The following is a 15,433-nucleotide window of genomic DNA, read 5'->3' as shown; positions in this document are numbered from 1 at the left end:
TACCAAAAAAAGCCTGCCGCAACGCGACAAGCTCAACTATATTTATTTAGAAGTTAAAGTTCATCATACCCAATATTGAATGTATCTCCACCGCTCAGATTACCGGTTTCGAAACCTTTCGTGAACCAACGCATCCGTTGCTCGGAGGTACCGTGCGTGAAGCTGTCGGGTACGACATAGCCTTGGTACTGTTTCTGCAAGGTATCGTCCCCTACAGCATGTGCTGCTGTTAAGGCTTCATCGAAGTCGCCGGCCTCCAGGACGCCCTGCTCTTGGACATAATTTGCCCAGACGCCGGCCAAGTAATCGGCCTGCAGTTCCAAACGAACATTCAACTCATTGTATTCCGTTTCGCTTAACTGATTACGACTACTCTGCACCTGATCCATGATACCCAGCAAGTTCTGGACGTGGTGTCCGACCTCATGTGCAACGACATAGGCCATTGCAAAGTCTCCGGACGCGCCGTACTCTTGCGAAAGCTGGTCGTAAAAACTCAAGTCGATGTATAATTTTTGATCGGCCGGACAGTAGAATGGTCCGACTTGGGAACCAGCCACACCGCAAGCAGATTGCACCTGCCCGCTGAAGAGCACCAGTGTCGGTTCGACATATTCCATATTATTGTTGGCAAATTCCTGTGTCCAAGCATCTTCTGTATAAGCCAACACGACGGATACAAATTCAGCCATCTCGTCCTCGGTCTTGTTGCTCGTTTCAGTGATGCCTGTCTGTGGCGTTTCAGTCGGTGTGCTTCCGCCACCACCGCCAAACAGGTCGCCGCCTCCGAAGAGAGCGATGATAATCATGATGATGATCCCAAAAATCCCGCCACCTGCCATGCCACTCATGCCCAGTCCGCCGCCCCCCGTCGAAAACCCGCCACTGCCGCGTCGGTCTTCAACATTGGAACTTCGCCTTCCACCCTTCCATTTCATAGAAATACCTCCAATATTCTATTTTCCGCATCGCTGGCTCTGGTTCTGCCAATCCCCGCCCAGACTTTTACTGCAATCCGAAAATCGATTTCATTTGATACCCTTATTATATAGTATCGACGTTTATTTTAAAAAAAATACACCTGATAAGGACGAATGTTGACTGGCATCCGATGATTCGAGCTACTCGACTGGCTTGCAATTCGTCTTCGACTGTGGCTTGGTTTCAGATTTGTAGGATTTTTGTGAACAATAAAAGTCTCATGATACAAAAAAACGAACAAACAGTTGCTGGTACTGTCCCGGCAACTGTTTGTTCGTTTTTTCAATAGGTTAATCTCTGTGATCTTCCAGGTCTTCGACTTCTTCGATCGTCAAACCTTGATGCTCCTGCATGTAGCGCTCGCGCTCTTTGTTGCGGTACTTGTCCATCTTGCGGCGGAACAACTCACCATTGGAGGGCGGTGTCCAGCTGATGGCGTTAGCACCGGCATTGATTGCATCTAGAATCGTTTCATCAGTTGGGCCACCCGTCGCGATGATCGGAACATCCGGGAAATTTTCACGGATCCGGCTCACGATATAGGCCGTATCCTTCCCTCCGCTGACGTTCAGGATATCAACACCGGCATCCAACCGTTCCTGGATATCCATGTATTCCGTCACGATCGTACAGACGATTGGAATATCCACGGTTTCCTCGATTTGTCTGATGGTATCGATTGGGGTCGGCGCATTGACGACGACAGCCAATGAACCCTGCGCTTCCGAAAATAAAGAAATGTTGGCGCTACGTTTGCCATGGGTCGTCCCCCCACCGACACCAGAAAGGATCGGAATAGTTGAGACATTTGCAATGCTTTGGATAACCGCCGGATGCGGGGTAAATGGATAAACCGCGATGACGGCATCCGCATCGTTATTCAGGATAATAGCAATATCCGTCGTAAAGATCAGAGATTTGATTCGTTTTCCAAAAATCCGGATTCCCGAGCAGTTCCGGATTACGCCAGGGACTTGCACTGTATCACTGCGCAAATCGGTTGTGATGCTTGGTGCTTCTCTTTTTATTCTTTGCTCCATTATTTCGCTCCTTCTCTAAAAATTTAGATAACAAGATATAGGTCAATCAGCTGATGCTGAGGTTTTCTTCTTTCAGGACTTCCGAATAGAAGACCGCGCGCGCAGCTTTCCTTCTCGGTTCAACGATGAATGTCAGGATTCCGAAGATGGCGAACGCCGCCAACATTAACCCTACCAACAACAACGCTTGATACAATAACGCATCGGAATCAGCCGTTGCCGCTCCTACATACATGTTGAATGCAGCTATTCCGACTCCCAAGAACAACGCCACAGGGATCAGGTAAACGACAAAATAAGTCAGATCCAATTGGAAAAGTCTCATCTTCTTGCCTTTCATGAAGGATTCGCTTTGTCTCAGGATGTCCGTCGTTTTCATATCCGGATTATCGAAGTAAATGAAGTTCGATAATGCCAGAGCGTAAAGCTTCATGATGCCCGGTATGATCAGCAACACGGACCATAAAATTACATAGAATGCCTGCAGCGCCAGAACGCCAAGCGTCTTAAACAACTGATTTTCAAATGGTTTAAGCAGATGGCCTGATGAAAGTGGCGTACCGTCCAGCATATCCAGGTACCCCCATTCGTTCCCCATCTGCATGGAGCCGATGATCAGCGCTACGATGATCGAAAGGACCACATTCAGGGTCGTTTGGAAAGGCGAGGATTGCATCGAGAAGATGGAATCCCAATTCGGCAAGGTTTCCCCTGTCATCTGCATGTTCAATGCGCTCTCACCCGTCAGTGTTCTGACTACCGATTGCATGGTGCTATTCGCGATCGTGATAAGGATCAGGTTGATGACCGCCATTTTATAATTGCCGCGTAAATATTCTCTAGCTGTGGATCTGATTTCTTTATTCGTTAACATATAATTATGACCACCCCTTACAATTTTCGATAGTGATAGTATACCATAATTGTACAATTTGTAACGCTTACAGATAATCCTCTTTCATTAATTTTCCAAGTGATTTTTCAGCGTTCCATTCCATCCACTTTCGCTCCGCAATTCGGGCAAAAATGTGCGCCCTGAGGATAGGAGGCACCGCAGTTGGGGCATCTGCTTTCAATTGGCTCACCGGTCTGATACATTTGCAGATCGCTGTCCCGGATCGTAATTGTTTCTTTCCGTTCAATCGCTTTGCCCACATGCGGATCAAGGAGATACCAGGTATCGCAACAAGTTGTGCGGACAAGATACTTTTTGCCGAAGGTTATGACCGGGATGAAAAACAGGCGGAAACGATTGCCCACGAGATAGACCTCATAGCGCCCAAAATGGCCGCAGCGGCTGCAGGTGATCGTCTGGTTGTATTCAAGTTGCTTGCGGAACGGCAATACGTCAAAAAATAAAAACATCAGTCAGTTCCCCTTTCCAATTATTCAAATGCCTGCTCGTATGCGTGCACTGCCGCATCGTCAAAGCAGACAAAGGTTATTTCTGAGATGTCGGACCCCGGATGATTTTCCAGGTACTTCTGGACGGTCCCGACAGCGATTTCGGTAGCTTGTTCCAGCGGATAACCGTAAATGCCGGTGCTGACCGCCGGAAAGGCAAGCGTGCGGATTCCATTGGCTTCCGCCAGCTCCAATGATTTTTGGTAGCACGAGGCGAGCAATTCCGATTCCCCGTGCGTTCCGCCCCGCCAGACAGGACCGACAGTGTGGATGACATGAGCGGCTTTGAGCCGGAAGCCTGGCGTGAGTTTCGCCTCGCCGGTGCGGCACCCGTTCAAAAGGCGGCAGGCAGCCAACAATTCCGGACCGGCTGCACGATGGATGGCACCGTCTACTCCGCCTCCGCCGAGCAGACTTTCATTAGCGGCATTAACAATGGCATCCACTTCGCAACGGGTGATATCGCCTTTAACCACATGCACCGTTGTTTGATTGAACTGTAATTTATTCATCCCAATTCCTCCCTCTGATTCTGTTCAGTCCGGGCATCTCAACACGTACACTTTACCAAAATTCCGGTTGATTATCCATTTGACCGAATCACGCGGAAAGTATCTGTCTAAGTGTTCGCTCCGCTAGACTTTTTGCCAAAAAAGGAATTAAATGGAGGTGACGAAATAATCGGAAGGAAGGGTCTCGAGATGGTGGATAATCAGAAAAAGAAAAAGCGTATCCTCGGCGTCGAAAGCAATATCTTCTTTGTCGGCTTGACCAGTTTCCTGACGGACACAACGACAAAGATGGTCTACAGCATCCTACCTTTATTCCTGACGACATTGGGTGCTTCAAAAACGGAAATCTCGCTGATTGAAGGGATCGCCGAAAGCACTGCTTCCGTCCTGAAATCCCTCTCCGGCTGGTGGAGCGACAAAATCGGCCGCAACAAGCCATTCATGATCATCGGTTACGGCATCACTGCCCTCCTTTCGCCGCTTTTCGCCTTCGTTACGACGCCCCTGCAGGTCTTGTCGATCCGCTTTATTGAACGTGTTGGAAAAGGCATTCGAACAGCTCCCCGGGACAGTCTTGTGGCTGGCTCTTCGGAGGAAAACAACAATGCCGGGCTGAATTTTGGTTTCCATAAAGCGATGGACAATAGTGGCGCCATCGTCGGCCCACTGATTGCCTTTGCCGTATTGGCTGCCTTCCCCGGCGACTACCGGCGCGTGTTTCTGTTTGCGGCTATCCCGGGTTTTTTGGGGCTTCTGTCGATTATCTTTTTTGTCAAGGAAGCCAGACGCGCCAAATCGGAGCGGCTCGGAAAACTGGCCTTCCGGGATTTCCCCAAGGACTTCTATCTTTTTCTGTCCATCGTTTTCTTTTTTACGTTAGGAAATTCGACGGATGCCCTGCTCTTGATCAAAGCCAGCGACGTCGGCGTCAGCGATGTGTTCATTCCGATCATGTATCTGGTATTTAACGCGGTTTCGGTTACTTTTGCCGTTCCACTCGGGAAACTGTCCGATAAAATTGGCCGCAAGCGGATCATCATCGGCGGCTATCTAATGTTCTCGCTGATCTATTTTGGTTTCGGAAAGGCCACTACCCCATTCGCCATCGTCGGCCTGTTCGCTTTTTACGGTCTCTACAGCGCCGCAACGGACGGCATCCAAAAAGCCTTGGTATCCGACATCATCGGCAAGGAAAAAAAAGGGACCGGCCTGGGCCTCTACAACGCCATCTTGGGGATGACGTTGTTGCCGGCCAGCCTGATTGGAGGCTGGTTGTATGATACTTTCAACAACCAAGTACCTTTCTACTTCGGTTCCGCAATGGCTCTGTTCTCCGCATTCTTGATGTTCCTCTTCTACCGGCGCGGAAGACGAAATGGAACGGCCCACACTTAATGCAATACTGTAATCAAAAAACCAGCTGAAGCCAAAACGGTTCAGCTGGTTTTTTATGATCTCTAGCTTCACGGGTTAGCCTTTTGATGCTCAGTTGCAGGGGAGTCTAAGGTGACCTTAGGGAACGTTGCGGAGCACGATTTTCTAAAATTCTTTCAGAGCTGAGCAAACCCGTTCAGCCTTCCTGGTTATTTCAAGAGTTTGACGAGGGCCGCCATTTCTTCTTCGCTAAATGTCAGTCCTTTGCCCATCTTTTCGTGTTCTGGACTCCATTCGCGGATGTCGTATTTTGGTGGTCTGCCGTTCCAACTGACCAGGTTCAATTCTTTCGTCCAACCTTTTGCAGATGTGGACAGGACGCCGAGTTCTTCGACGATTTCAAATGTGATGTCTGACATAGGAAAGATCCTTTCTTTTTTGGAGTTTAGGTTCGCTGCCCAGATGCCTTTCGGATCGGCAACTTGCCACTTTATTATAACGCAAACGAAGGTTCATTTAAAATATCCGTGAATTTTTGAAAGATGCGTTATCAGAATCAAAAAGTAAAAGAGGCGCCTGAACCTTTATGTCCCAGACTCCTCTTTTGCATATATCATAAAAATCCTTCCAATTCGCTCATGTTGCTATTTTCCAGACCGCGAATCGCCTGCATCAGCCACTCCGCTTTTTCCTGATTTGGTGCGGACTCGCGCCATTTACTTTCGAGTTCAGCATCCGTCAACGGCGCTTGCGGCGAACCCTTCGGAACGCAAACTTCGCGGCTGTGGACTGCGCCATCAGCCAACGTGAGCCTTACGATCGTAAAGCGTCCTTTCGGGATGGCTTGCGCGGCCGGCTTGTGCTCTGCGTCATAGCTTCTGGACATTTTCCCCACCAGTTCCTCGGACTCAGCCGAAACAGCGGCGGTTCCGAAATTTCCGAGCGTGAACGGCTGCCCCAGCAATGCCAAAGCGACGACATATTCGACGCTGAAGCGTCCCTGTTCGCCGGTCTTCGGGCGTGTGTGGATCAAAGCCGCATCGCCGCCGGGCGGAAAAATAATTTCTACCTTTTGGATAGTTGCGCTATTCAAGTGCAATTGCGCCAACTCCAGCGCGGCGTCCGCGCCATGGGAAGCGGCTGAACAGAACGGATTACGTTTGAACCAGAGTCCGGGCTCGGCTATCCGCCAAGTTTCCCCCCATCGTTCAGTCAAGGCTTCTCGTACTGCTGCATCCGTTGCATTCCCGCTGTACACATGCAAAAATCCGATTTCTGAATCGAGTGCCGCATCGGTCCCTTGGAAATTCTGCTGGGTCCATTCGATTGACTGGACCGCTTGCTGCGCAGCCAAGCCGGCATGCAACGGCTTCATCTCTGTACCAAACTGCACCCGCAGGCCGCTAGCCTGACTGGCGGCGATTCCAACAGCATTCTGCGTATCGGCAGCCGTGAATCCGAGCAGTTGCGCTCCCGCGAAGGTGGCTGCGACACCGCCGAGCAAGGAGGTATTGTGCCACCCTTTCAGATAGCTAGCAGTCCCGATTGCCTGCCCGAGCCTGGCCATGATTTCGACACCGATGATATAGGCATTCAGAAATTGTTTTCCGGAAATATCCCGACCTGAAGATAAAGCAAAAAGCACGGGCAGAATGACCGAACTGGGATGGCCGCGGACATCGGAATGGACGTCGTCATAATCTAGCGCATGGCCCATGAATCCATTCAGGAGTGCTGCTTGGCCCCGGCTTGCCCGTTTATTTTGGCCAATCAGCGGCGTGACGGGATGACCGCCTTCCGCTTCGATCGCCTGCAACAGTTTGATTGTCCCAGCATCCTCCTGGCCAGCAAAAGCGCTGGCCACATAATCCAGTATCCCGCGTTTCGCTTCGCGCAAGGCTGCTTCGTTGTCGATTGGGGTCGCCTTCAAAACCTCCGCCGCCATCATTTCAGTGACTGCTGTCAGCTTTCCCATTGATCCAAAACCTTGATTGCCAAAGCCGAGAAGTAATCCGCGGCGACCGCCAAGGCTTCTTCTTTGAGGTTGAATTCAGGATGGTGCCATTCGCGCGTGCCATCAACGCCCATGAATACGAAAAATCCGGGGATCAATGTCTGATAATGCGCAAAATCTTCCCCTCCGGCGACCGGTTTCGGTTCCACGAAACGATAGCCTTTTTCCGCCGCTGTCTCTTCCATGATTGCCTTGAAGCGGGCATCATTGTCTACGATGGATACGTATGGGTGCCAACGGAAATCCGCTATTGCTCCGAAACCGGACGCGATCCCTTCGGCTGCACGGCGCATCAAGTCTGGGATCTTCTCGCGGTCTTCTTTTTGGAAAGCGCGGACAGTCCCCTCCATGTAGACTTTCTCGGGAATGACGTTCCATGAGTTACCGCCGTGAATCTGTGTGATGCTGATGACTGCATTATGGAATGGACTTGTATTTCTACTGATGATTGTCTGCAGACCGATGATGACTTGGCTTGCGATGACGATTGGATCGATGGTCGAGTCCGGAATGCCGGCATGTCCGCCGACTCCGTGGATTTCCAGTTCGAAACGATCCGCGCTGGCCATCAGTCCGCCTTCACGTATGCCGATTGTGCCGACAGGGAGATCCGGCTTGTTATGCATGCCGAAGATGGCAGAAACGCCATTAAGAGCGCCGGCTTCTTCGACCCACTTGGCACCTTGAGCAATCTCTTCAGCAGGCTGGAAGATGAATCGGACTGTGCCTTTCAGTGATGCTTTTTTGCTCTGAAGCAGGATTGCCGCTCCAATCATGGAAGCCGTATGATAATCATGACCGCAGGCATGCATGAGCCCTTCCGTTTGAGAAGCGAACGGTAGATTGGTCGCTTCATTGACCGGCAAAGCGTCGATATCCGCACGCAGCGCGATGGTCGGACCAGGCAGTGCGCCCACGACCTCTGCAATCAGACCGGTCTCCAATGGGTAATCCAGGATGGTGATTCCTTCCTCCGACAGCCAGCGGCGGATGCGCTCAGTCGTCGCAAATTCCTTTGCCGAAAGTTCCGGGTGCGCATGCAATTCACGCCGATAAGCGACCAACTTTTCGTAGAGTCCTGTTTTGGTTTGTGTTTCCGTTCGCATTGCAGTCATCGTATCATTCTTCCTTTCGATGGTTCACTATATAAATCTGGGCTGGGCGAACCCGTTCAGCTTTTCTTGTCCAGCTTCACGGGGTAGCCCTTCGAAATTTAGATAAATCGCGCCTATTGCGCTCTACGATGCTCATACGGCACGATTTCCTAAAATTCTTTCAGGGCTGGGCAACCCGTTCAGCTTTCATTGTTTCCCAGTTGTTTGAGGAATTGTTTGGTGCGGGCTTGTTGCGGATTTCCGAAGAGGCTTTCCGGCGGCCCTTGTTCCACGATGTTGCCGTCCGCCATGAAGATGACGTGATCGGCGACTTCGCGGGCAAAGTCCATTTCGTGCGTGATGATGATCATTGTCGTCTGCTGATCGGCGATTGATTTGATCACCTGAAGCACTTCAGCAACCAATTCCGGATCCAATGAAGAGGTCGGCTCATCGAATAGGATCGCGTGCGGATTGACCGCCAAGGCCCTTGCGATGCTGACACGTTGCTGCTGCCCTCCCGAAAGCGTCGCTGGATAATTGCCGGCCTTCTCCTTCAGCCCGACTTTAGTCAACAGCTCCAGGCCGGTTGCCTCCGCTTCAGCTTTCGGTATTTTTTTGGCGACGATCAGTGCTTCGGTCACATTCTGCAGCACGGTTTTATTCCGGAACAAGTTGTAGTTCTGGAAGACCATAGCCGTTTGTTGGCGTAGCTGTTGGACTTCTTTAGTAGTATAGTTCTCGACATTCAGTGTGGCCTCGCCGATTTCGATAAGACCCGCATCCGGCTGCTCAAGAAAATTCAGGCAGCGCAAAAAGGTTGATTTACCGGAACCGGAAGGCCCGATGATCGCTAGAACTTGCCCTCTTTCCACTACTATATCGATTCCGTTCAGTACGGTCAACTCATTAAATTTTTTCTTCAAACCTTTTACTTCAATCATCTGACTTCCTCCTAGGTCCGGTACGGTTTGCTTAGTTTTTCTTCCAACACTCGCTGCAGATATGAGTAGATGATGATCAGTACCCAATAGACTAGCGCGACCGCCAAGTAGCTCTCAAGGAATTTGTAGGAGGACGAGGCCATCATTTTGGCTTCGGCAAAGAGTTCCGTGACGCCCAGTGAGAACGCCAATGAGGTTTCTTTGATCAGGCTGATGAAGGTGTTTCCTGTCCCCGGCAAGGCATTTTCGGCGGCTTGCGGCAGGATGATCCGGTAAGCCGTCTGGAATTTTGACATCCCCACGGAAAGGCCGGCTTCCATCTGTCCTTTGTTGACGGAGATGATGGCTGCGCGGAAGATTTCCGCCAAGAACGCGCCTTGTTTGATGCCCAAGCCGATGACTGTTGCTGTCACGGCCTGCATCGCGGTCAAAGCGGGGAACAGTTGCGGAAGGCCATAGTAAATGATGAACAGCAGCACCAATGTCGGAACCGATCGGAAGAAAGACAAGTAGAGGCTCGTGAAGCCGCGCAACACAGCCCTCTGGCTTTCTTTCATGACCGCCAACAGGATCCCGATTACGATGGCGACAACCATCGCCAAGACCGACATGAACAGAGTCAACGGAACGTATTTCATGATCGCAGGGATCACTTCCAGGACATAGGCAAAATCAAAATTCATCTGTGCTTCACTCTTTTCTTTGTGTTTCTATTCTGCTTTTATGGTGATGTCTTCTTGGCTAAAGTATTTTTCGGATAGTTTTTTCAGGGTGCCGTCTTCGCGCAATTCTGCGATTTCAGCGTTGATTTCGGCTTGCAGTTCTTCTCCGCGCTCTGTCTTCGTGAACGGGAAGGCGATGTCTTCATAGACGAACGGCTCACCGACGAATTTCAGCGGCAAATCATTTTTTTCGATTTCCGCGATCAAGGAAGCTTTAGAGTTCACGTAGCCTTCTACACGTTTGGCCACCACATCGCTCATCGCGCCGTCGCGTGTTTCATAGGTGCGGATTGTGATTTCGCCGTTCGCGTCAAAGTTCTGCAGGTTCGTTACATTGTTTGAGCCCAAGACGCCCGATACAGATTCACCCTTCAGATCATCGAGCGTGTTGATGTCGGTGTTATCCGTGTGCGTCACGATCGTTGCCCCTGCGTAGGCGTAGGTATCCGAAAAGAGGAACTTCTCTTCGCGTTCCGCTGTTTTCGCCACGAAGTTCGCTACTGTATCGATTTTGTCCGTCTCTAGTTGACCCATCACGCCGCTGAAGTCGGAAAGTGTCCACTCAACTGTGTAACCTAAATTTTCAGCCGCGGTCTCGATCACTTCCACGTCGAAACCGACCAACTCTTCGCCTTCGCGGTATGCGTTTGGATAGCTTTGTCCGGTCGCTCCGACCCGCAGCACTTTTTCTTCCGTCGCTGTCGAAGAACTTGCTTCCTGAGAACTTGTTGCACTGCTTCCAGCGCTGTCCGCTGAACTATCCGTTGTCGTGCCGTTTCCGCATCCTGCCAATACGACTGTTGCTGCAAATGCCAATGCCATCAATTTTTTCATCTTCTATTTCCCCTTTTATCTGAATGATTTTATGATTATTTTTTTGAAATACGCGGTGGTATGCCCCAAACCGAGGTCTGTCTCTGCGATTTTTTTATAGCCTCTTTTTTCATACAACTGCGGCAGCCATGGATGCTCGACTGCCGTGCCCAAAGTGATTCCCGGACATTTCAGTTGGTCGCGCGCGATGTCTTGTTCGATGAAATCCAACAAACGGCTGCCAATCCCTTTTTTCCCTGTGGTCGGCGAAACTGCCAGCCAGCCGATGTGCGGTAACCCTGCCGGACCTGGATTCGGTCCCCAAGGCATCCGCAATGAGATCGTCCCCAACAATTTACCCTCCTCTTCCAAAAGGTAGCAGACATTGTTGGTTATATGTTTTTTCGCTGCTTCCGTGTCCACATGCGCCGCGGCGAAGTGGATGCCCAGCTCTGTATTGGAAACATAGGCTTGCCGGAGCAGCTCCGCGAGTGCAGGCGCATCTGCTTCCTGCGCCAAACGGAAAGTCTGCGTCATTGTACATCCGCTCCTTCTGCGCTGTTTTCCAGGCCTGTTGCTGCGAATCGCTGCAGCACCTCGTCGACTTTTTGCGGAGCCGAACCGAGATAGGTTTCCGGATCTAGCAAGGTATCAATATCGTCTTCGGACAGATGCTGGCGGACCGTTTCGTTTTCCACGAGTACATCGCGGAAGGAACGTTCCTCCTCAACAGCGGCCATCGACAGTTCATAGATAAGATGGTGGGCCGTCTGTTTTCCCAATTGCTCGGACAGGACGAACATGACCCGTTCCGACAGCAGCAAGCCGCCTTGCAGGTTGAGATTGCGCAGCATATGCTTCGGTTTCACGACCAACCCTTTCAAGACGGCTTTTGTGGTCGCCAATTGCGAGGAAAGGTAAATACAGATTTCCGGCAAAGCGATCCATTCGCCCCTCCAGCTCATCGCATCGCGCTCGTGTTCGACCATCGTCGATTGTTGGATCAAGGAGACGTTTGCTAAAATTGGGCGCGTCAGGCTGGCGATTCCTTCGAATGCCGCCGGGTTGCGCTTGTGCGGCATCGTTGAGGAGCCGATTTTACCGGGCGTGAACGGCTCTTCGACTTCATCGATTTCGGTCCGCATCAGATTGTAAAATTCATTCCCGACTTTGCCGAGCGTTCCGCTGATGAGGCCGATGATGCTGGCGTATTCCGCGATTCGATCGCGCGAGGACTGCCAGCAAATATCCGGTGTGTTCAGACCCAGTCGCGTCAATGCGGCGGCTTCGATAGCCGGACCTTGCTCTCCGAAAGAAGCATAGGTTCCGACCGCTCCGGCGATGCCGCCCACGAAAATCCGCTCCTCACCTTCCTTCAATCGATCCAGATGGCGCAGCGTTTCGCTGAGCACGACTGCCATCTTGAAGCCGAATGTCGTCGGTAATCCCTGCATCCCGTGCGATCTTCCGGCCATCGGTGTCGTGCGATATTCAGCCGCAAGCTGTGCCAATTCACGCGCGATTTCCTCCAGTTCGCTGATGAAGATCTGGTGTGCTTCATTCAATTGCAGCATCGTCCCCGTATCCACGATATCCTGCGTCGTCGCGCCGAAATGCACGTATTCGCCGTCCGTCCCGCTCAACTCCTGTAAGGCATTGATCGTCGGCATCAAAGAATGCTTCAGCTTGGCTCCGCTGGCCGCCAGCGCCTCCAGATTGATGTATGCACTCTTCGCTTTCGAAGCGATCGTATCGGCCGCAGCTTGGGGGATCAAACCCAGTTCCCCCTCTGCTAATGCCAGTGCCGCTTCGACGTCCAGATGCTTCTGAAGTCGGTTATCCTCCGACCAGACCCCACGCATCGCTTCCGTTCCGAAATTATTCCTCATCATGATCATGTCTATCACATGTGATGCCATTTGTCTGATACCTCCCCAACTTATCTCCGCATTTTCATGCTATGCCTGACTTCTTCGGTCTGCTCAAGCATTTTCCCCGTTCAAAATGAAAAAAAATAGCTTATGCTAGCTTACCATTTCAAAGTGGCTCGGCATATGTCGCATTTCCGAACACGTTTGATAGGAAAAATCGAACACCCGAACAAACCAAAAAAGCTGTGAAACACTCTTTCTCAGTGTTTCACAGTTTTATGACCATTCTATTTTTCTGAATTTTTCAGGTACAGCACCGTTTCCTTGTCGGAAGCAGTCGGTAAGGCGTAGTCCGTCTTGTATTTCTCATGGCCTTTGCCAGTAACAAGAATCCAATCGCCTACCCGAGCCTCATTTACTGCTGCTTGGATGGCCAATGTCCTGTCCATTATGATGTCGATTTTATGCGTCCCAGCAAATTGGTGCTGATAATCAGCATATGCCTGCCTCATCGCTTCTTCAGGAACACTGTTCAAATCGTCGGTAGTTAAAATTACACGCGTACTCTGATCAGTCGAAGCCGCAATCATTTCATCCCGCTTCGATGCATCCCTGTTGCCGCGGAAGCCGAAGATGTGCGTGATTCTTTCCGCTCCGTCCTTATGAATCGACGTCAGAATCGAAGTGACCGCTTCCGGCGTATGCGCGTAATCGATGATACAGTGGATTCGATCCTTCAGATGGACGATTTCGTACCGGCCCGGCACGCCCGCAAAAGAACGCATCTGTTCCGTGACATCCGCCAAAGGATAGCCGAGATCCTGGATCACCGCACTAGCCATCGCAATATCATAGAGATTGTGCTCACCTGGCATGTGCGGATCCAACGCCGACGTCTCATCCGAAATATCCAAGGTGACCTCCTGATTGGTCATCTTTTTGATCGACAGCGCAGCATCTTCCTGATGACCCACGGTGATGACAGCTGTTCCCTTGGCGGCCAGACGCTGCGTCAGTTTCAGCCCCCAAGCGTTATCAGTATTGACGACCGCTTTCCCATCCGGCTTCAGCTTGTCGAACAGCAGTGCCTTGGCTTCGAAATAAGCCGCCATCGTTTTGTGGTAATCTAAATGATCGTGCTGCAGATTCATGAACAGGGCGTAGTCGAAAGCGACGCTCTCCAGACGGTATTGGGTCAGCCCGTGCGAAGAGACTTCGATGACGACAAAGTCATCCTTTGACGCCGCAATCAACTCATGCACTTTTTCAGCATTCGGTGTCGTGTTGGGCGTCGGATATTGGATCCCGTTGATTTCATTGTAGATGGTACCGATCATGGAAACGGTAAAGCCTTGCTGCTCCAACAAATGCTTGAGGAAAAAAGCAGTCGTCGTCTTACCATTCGTACCAGTAATGCCGATAACGCGTTTCCTGCCGGATGGATGATTATAGAATTTATCCGCCAATTGGCCCAACACTCGGCGACTGTTGGCGACTTTTAGGTAAGGAATCGGCAATGCCTCTGGGCAATCGTGTTCGCCGACGATCAAAGTGGCCCCCTGTGCGATTGCATCCGGGATATAATCATGTCCATCCTTTTCAAAGCCAGCGATGGCAACAAAAACCATTCCGTCCTTGATGTCCCTGGAACTATCGGTAATGCCGGTGATTATTTGTTCTCCATCCCACTTCGGCTGCTCTCCCAGCTGAGAATCAGACAGCATTTCTTTCAGTTTCATGGATATGCTCCTTTAATGAGATTTCTAGCGGGCTTCAGTATACTTATCAAATACGAATTTTTTGTGAATTTTTGTAAGTACTACGCGTTGCCTTGTATAGGATATAACATCACGGCGCTTATCTGTACTGTTATGTTGCAGAATTTTTTTTGCGTTGGACGGAAATATTATGATAAATATTCGACTTTAAACAATACCTTATCCAGTAAGGAAGAATTGCCCATCAAGCCATTTTGGGATTCAGTATTTCCCAGACGACCGTCACCGTATCGCTGTTGCTGATGTCTTCCGGCTCGAGATCGATCATCGGAGTGCTGTCATAGGCCATCTTCGCTGAAGCCGCATAGACGCGGGAGCGCACTTCTATTTCTCCCCAGTCATAATCGATCGACAAAATTTTCCCAAGCATGACACCACCCGCAGCAGCCAGTATCTGTGCCTTCCCCTTTGCGTCACGCACGGCATCCTCTAGTAAGGCTTGCTCTACCGCCTGACGATTCTGCAGGAAAAAGTAGACCGAAAATTCCGGACTCGCTTCGCAAGTCGACAAAGCCCACAAAATTTCGCCAAGGCGCTTGCTGTCGTTTTCAAAAATAATTTTAAGATCATTCCGGTAGCGATAGCCTAGGAAGTAGCGCTTGTTTTCGCCGCGGAAATCGTTCCTGTGCTCATACGCACTGTCGATTGAAAAGTGTGTGGACCGGATTTCCTTTTTAGAAAATCCAAGCGGCAACAACGTTTCCCGGACTTGCTCCAGCTCCAGGGCGGCATGCTGCATCGCTAATTCGTACGTGTCCTTGATACCTTCCAACTGCAGCGAAATGGCGATAGCATCTGGTGGCGCGCTGGCGGAACCTTTGCCCTTGACAGTCATGCTTGAAATTTCCATGTTGGTTATCCCCTTTTTGAATGGATCTGGTTCATT

16 protein-coding genes are annotated in these 15,433 nt (G+C 50.6%); 1 reads left to right on the top strand and 15 read right to left on the bottom strand.

Annotated elements, in window-relative coordinates:
- Positions 1 to 53: 53 nt before the first annotated feature.
- From ypfJ to BLV66_RS08545, 5 genes are all read right to left on the bottom strand, one after another.
- Complete coding sequence (gene ypfJ, locus BLV66_RS08565; protein ID WP_086985697.1) at positions 54 to 938, bottom strand: KPN_02809 family neutral zinc metallopeptidase; 885 nt, start codon at positions 936 to 938, stop codon at positions 54 to 56.
- Positions 939 to 1,271: 333 nt separating this feature from the next.
- Entirely contained in the window at positions 1,272 to 2,021 is a 750-nt protein-coding gene (locus tag BLV66_RS08560) for a beta/alpha barrel domain-containing protein (RefSeq protein ID WP_086985696.1), read from the bottom strand.
- 46 nt (positions 2,022 to 2,067) lie between these two features.
- Positions 2,068 to 2,895 (bottom strand): DUF975 family protein, encoded by an 828-nt coding sequence (locus BLV66_RS08555; protein ID WP_086985695.1) that lies wholly within the window; start codon positions 2,893 to 2,895, stop codon positions 2,068 to 2,070.
- Positions 2,896 to 3,002: 107 nt separating this feature from the next.
- The gene (locus BLV66_RS08550; protein ID WP_086985694.1) at positions 3,003 to 3,386 is read right to left on the bottom strand and encodes a zinc ribbon domain-containing protein; all 384 of its coding nucleotides are present in this window, start codon (positions 3,384 to 3,386) and stop codon (positions 3,003 to 3,005) included.
- Between the two features lie 20 nt (positions 3,387 to 3,406).
- A complete protein-coding gene (locus BLV66_RS08545) occupies positions 3,407 to 3,937 on the bottom strand; it encodes an O-acetyl-ADP-ribose deacetylase (protein ID WP_086985693.1) in 531 nt (176 codons plus the stop codon).
- A 189-nt stretch (positions 3,938 to 4,126) separates the two neighbouring features.
- Between BLV66_RS08545 and BLV66_RS08540 the strand changes: the two genes are divergently transcribed.
- On the top strand, positions 4,127 to 5,332 hold the full coding sequence (locus tag BLV66_RS08540) for an MFS transporter (protein ID WP_086985692.1): 1,206 nt from the start codon (positions 4,127 to 4,129) through the stop codon (positions 5,330 to 5,332).
- Positions 5,333 to 5,520: 188 nt separating this feature from the next.
- On the opposite strand, the gene BLV66_RS08535 is transcribed toward BLV66_RS08540, so the two are convergent.
- From BLV66_RS08535 to BLV66_RS08490, 10 genes are all read right to left on the bottom strand, one after another.
- Complete coding sequence (locus tag BLV66_RS08535) at positions 5,521 to 5,730, bottom strand: YdbC family protein (protein ID WP_086985691.1); 210 nt, start codon at positions 5,728 to 5,730, stop codon at positions 5,521 to 5,523.
- Between the two features lie 194 nt (positions 5,731 to 5,924).
- On the bottom strand, positions 5,925 to 7,286 hold the full coding sequence (locus BLV66_RS08530; protein WP_086985690.1) for an MmgE/PrpD family protein: 1,362 nt from the start codon (positions 7,284 to 7,286) through the stop codon (positions 5,925 to 5,927).
- Positions 7,274 to 8,440 (bottom strand): amidohydrolase, encoded by a 1,167-nt coding sequence (locus BLV66_RS08525; RefSeq protein WP_281251187.1) that lies wholly within the window; start codon positions 8,438 to 8,440, stop codon positions 7,274 to 7,276. The genes BLV66_RS08530 and BLV66_RS08525 overlap by 13 nt, the downstream gene beginning before the upstream one ends.
- A 179-nt stretch (positions 8,441 to 8,619) precedes the next feature.
- The gene (locus tag BLV66_RS08520) at positions 8,620 to 9,363 is read right to left on the bottom strand and encodes an amino acid ABC transporter ATP-binding protein (RefSeq protein ID WP_086985689.1); all 744 of its coding nucleotides are present in this window, start codon (positions 9,361 to 9,363) and stop codon (positions 8,620 to 8,622) included.
- 11 nt (positions 9,364 to 9,374) lie between these two features.
- Positions 9,375 to 10,046 carry an amino acid ABC transporter permease gene (locus BLV66_RS08515; protein ID WP_086985688.1) on the bottom strand — a complete coding sequence of 224 codons (672 nt, stop codon included), beginning with the start codon at positions 10,044 to 10,046 and terminating at the stop codon, positions 9,375 to 9,377.
- A 27-nt stretch (positions 10,047 to 10,073) separates the two neighbouring features.
- Positions 10,074 to 10,919: an amino acid ABC transporter substrate-binding protein gene (locus tag BLV66_RS08510; protein ID WP_086985687.1), complete on the bottom strand. Its 846-nt coding sequence runs from the start codon at positions 10,917 to 10,919 to the stop codon at positions 10,074 to 10,076.
- A gap of 15 nt (positions 10,920 to 10,934) precedes the next feature.
- A complete protein-coding gene (locus BLV66_RS08505) occupies positions 10,935 to 11,435 on the bottom strand; it encodes a GNAT family N-acetyltransferase (protein ID WP_086985686.1) in 501 nt (166 codons plus the stop codon).
- Complete coding sequence (gene purB, locus BLV66_RS08500) at positions 11,432 to 12,817, bottom strand: adenylosuccinate lyase (RefSeq protein WP_086985685.1); 1,386 nt, start codon at positions 12,815 to 12,817, stop codon at positions 11,432 to 11,434. Before purB ends, BLV66_RS08505 begins: the two co-directional genes overlap by 4 nt.
- A 239-nt stretch (positions 12,818 to 13,056) precedes the next feature.
- Entirely contained in the window at positions 13,057 to 14,508 is a 1,452-nt protein-coding gene (locus tag BLV66_RS08495) for a UDP-N-acetylmuramoyl-L-alanyl-D-glutamate--2,6-diaminopimelate ligase (RefSeq protein WP_086985684.1), read from the bottom strand.
- Positions 14,509 to 14,731: 223 nt separating this feature from the next.
- Positions 14,732 to 15,397 carry an SIMPL domain-containing protein gene (locus BLV66_RS08490; protein WP_086985683.1) on the bottom strand — a complete coding sequence of 222 codons (666 nt, stop codon included), beginning with the start codon at positions 15,395 to 15,397 and terminating at the stop codon, positions 14,732 to 14,734.
- Positions 15,398 to 15,433 lie beyond the last annotated feature (36 nt).

Source organism: Trichococcus collinsii (assembly GCF_900107505.1).
Taxonomy (GTDB): domain Bacteria; phylum Bacillota; class Bacilli; order Lactobacillales; family Aerococcaceae; genus Trichococcus; species Trichococcus collinsii.
The sequence above is the reverse complement of the archived record's forward strand: the minus strand, read 5'-3'. Positions and strand labels throughout refer to the sequence as shown.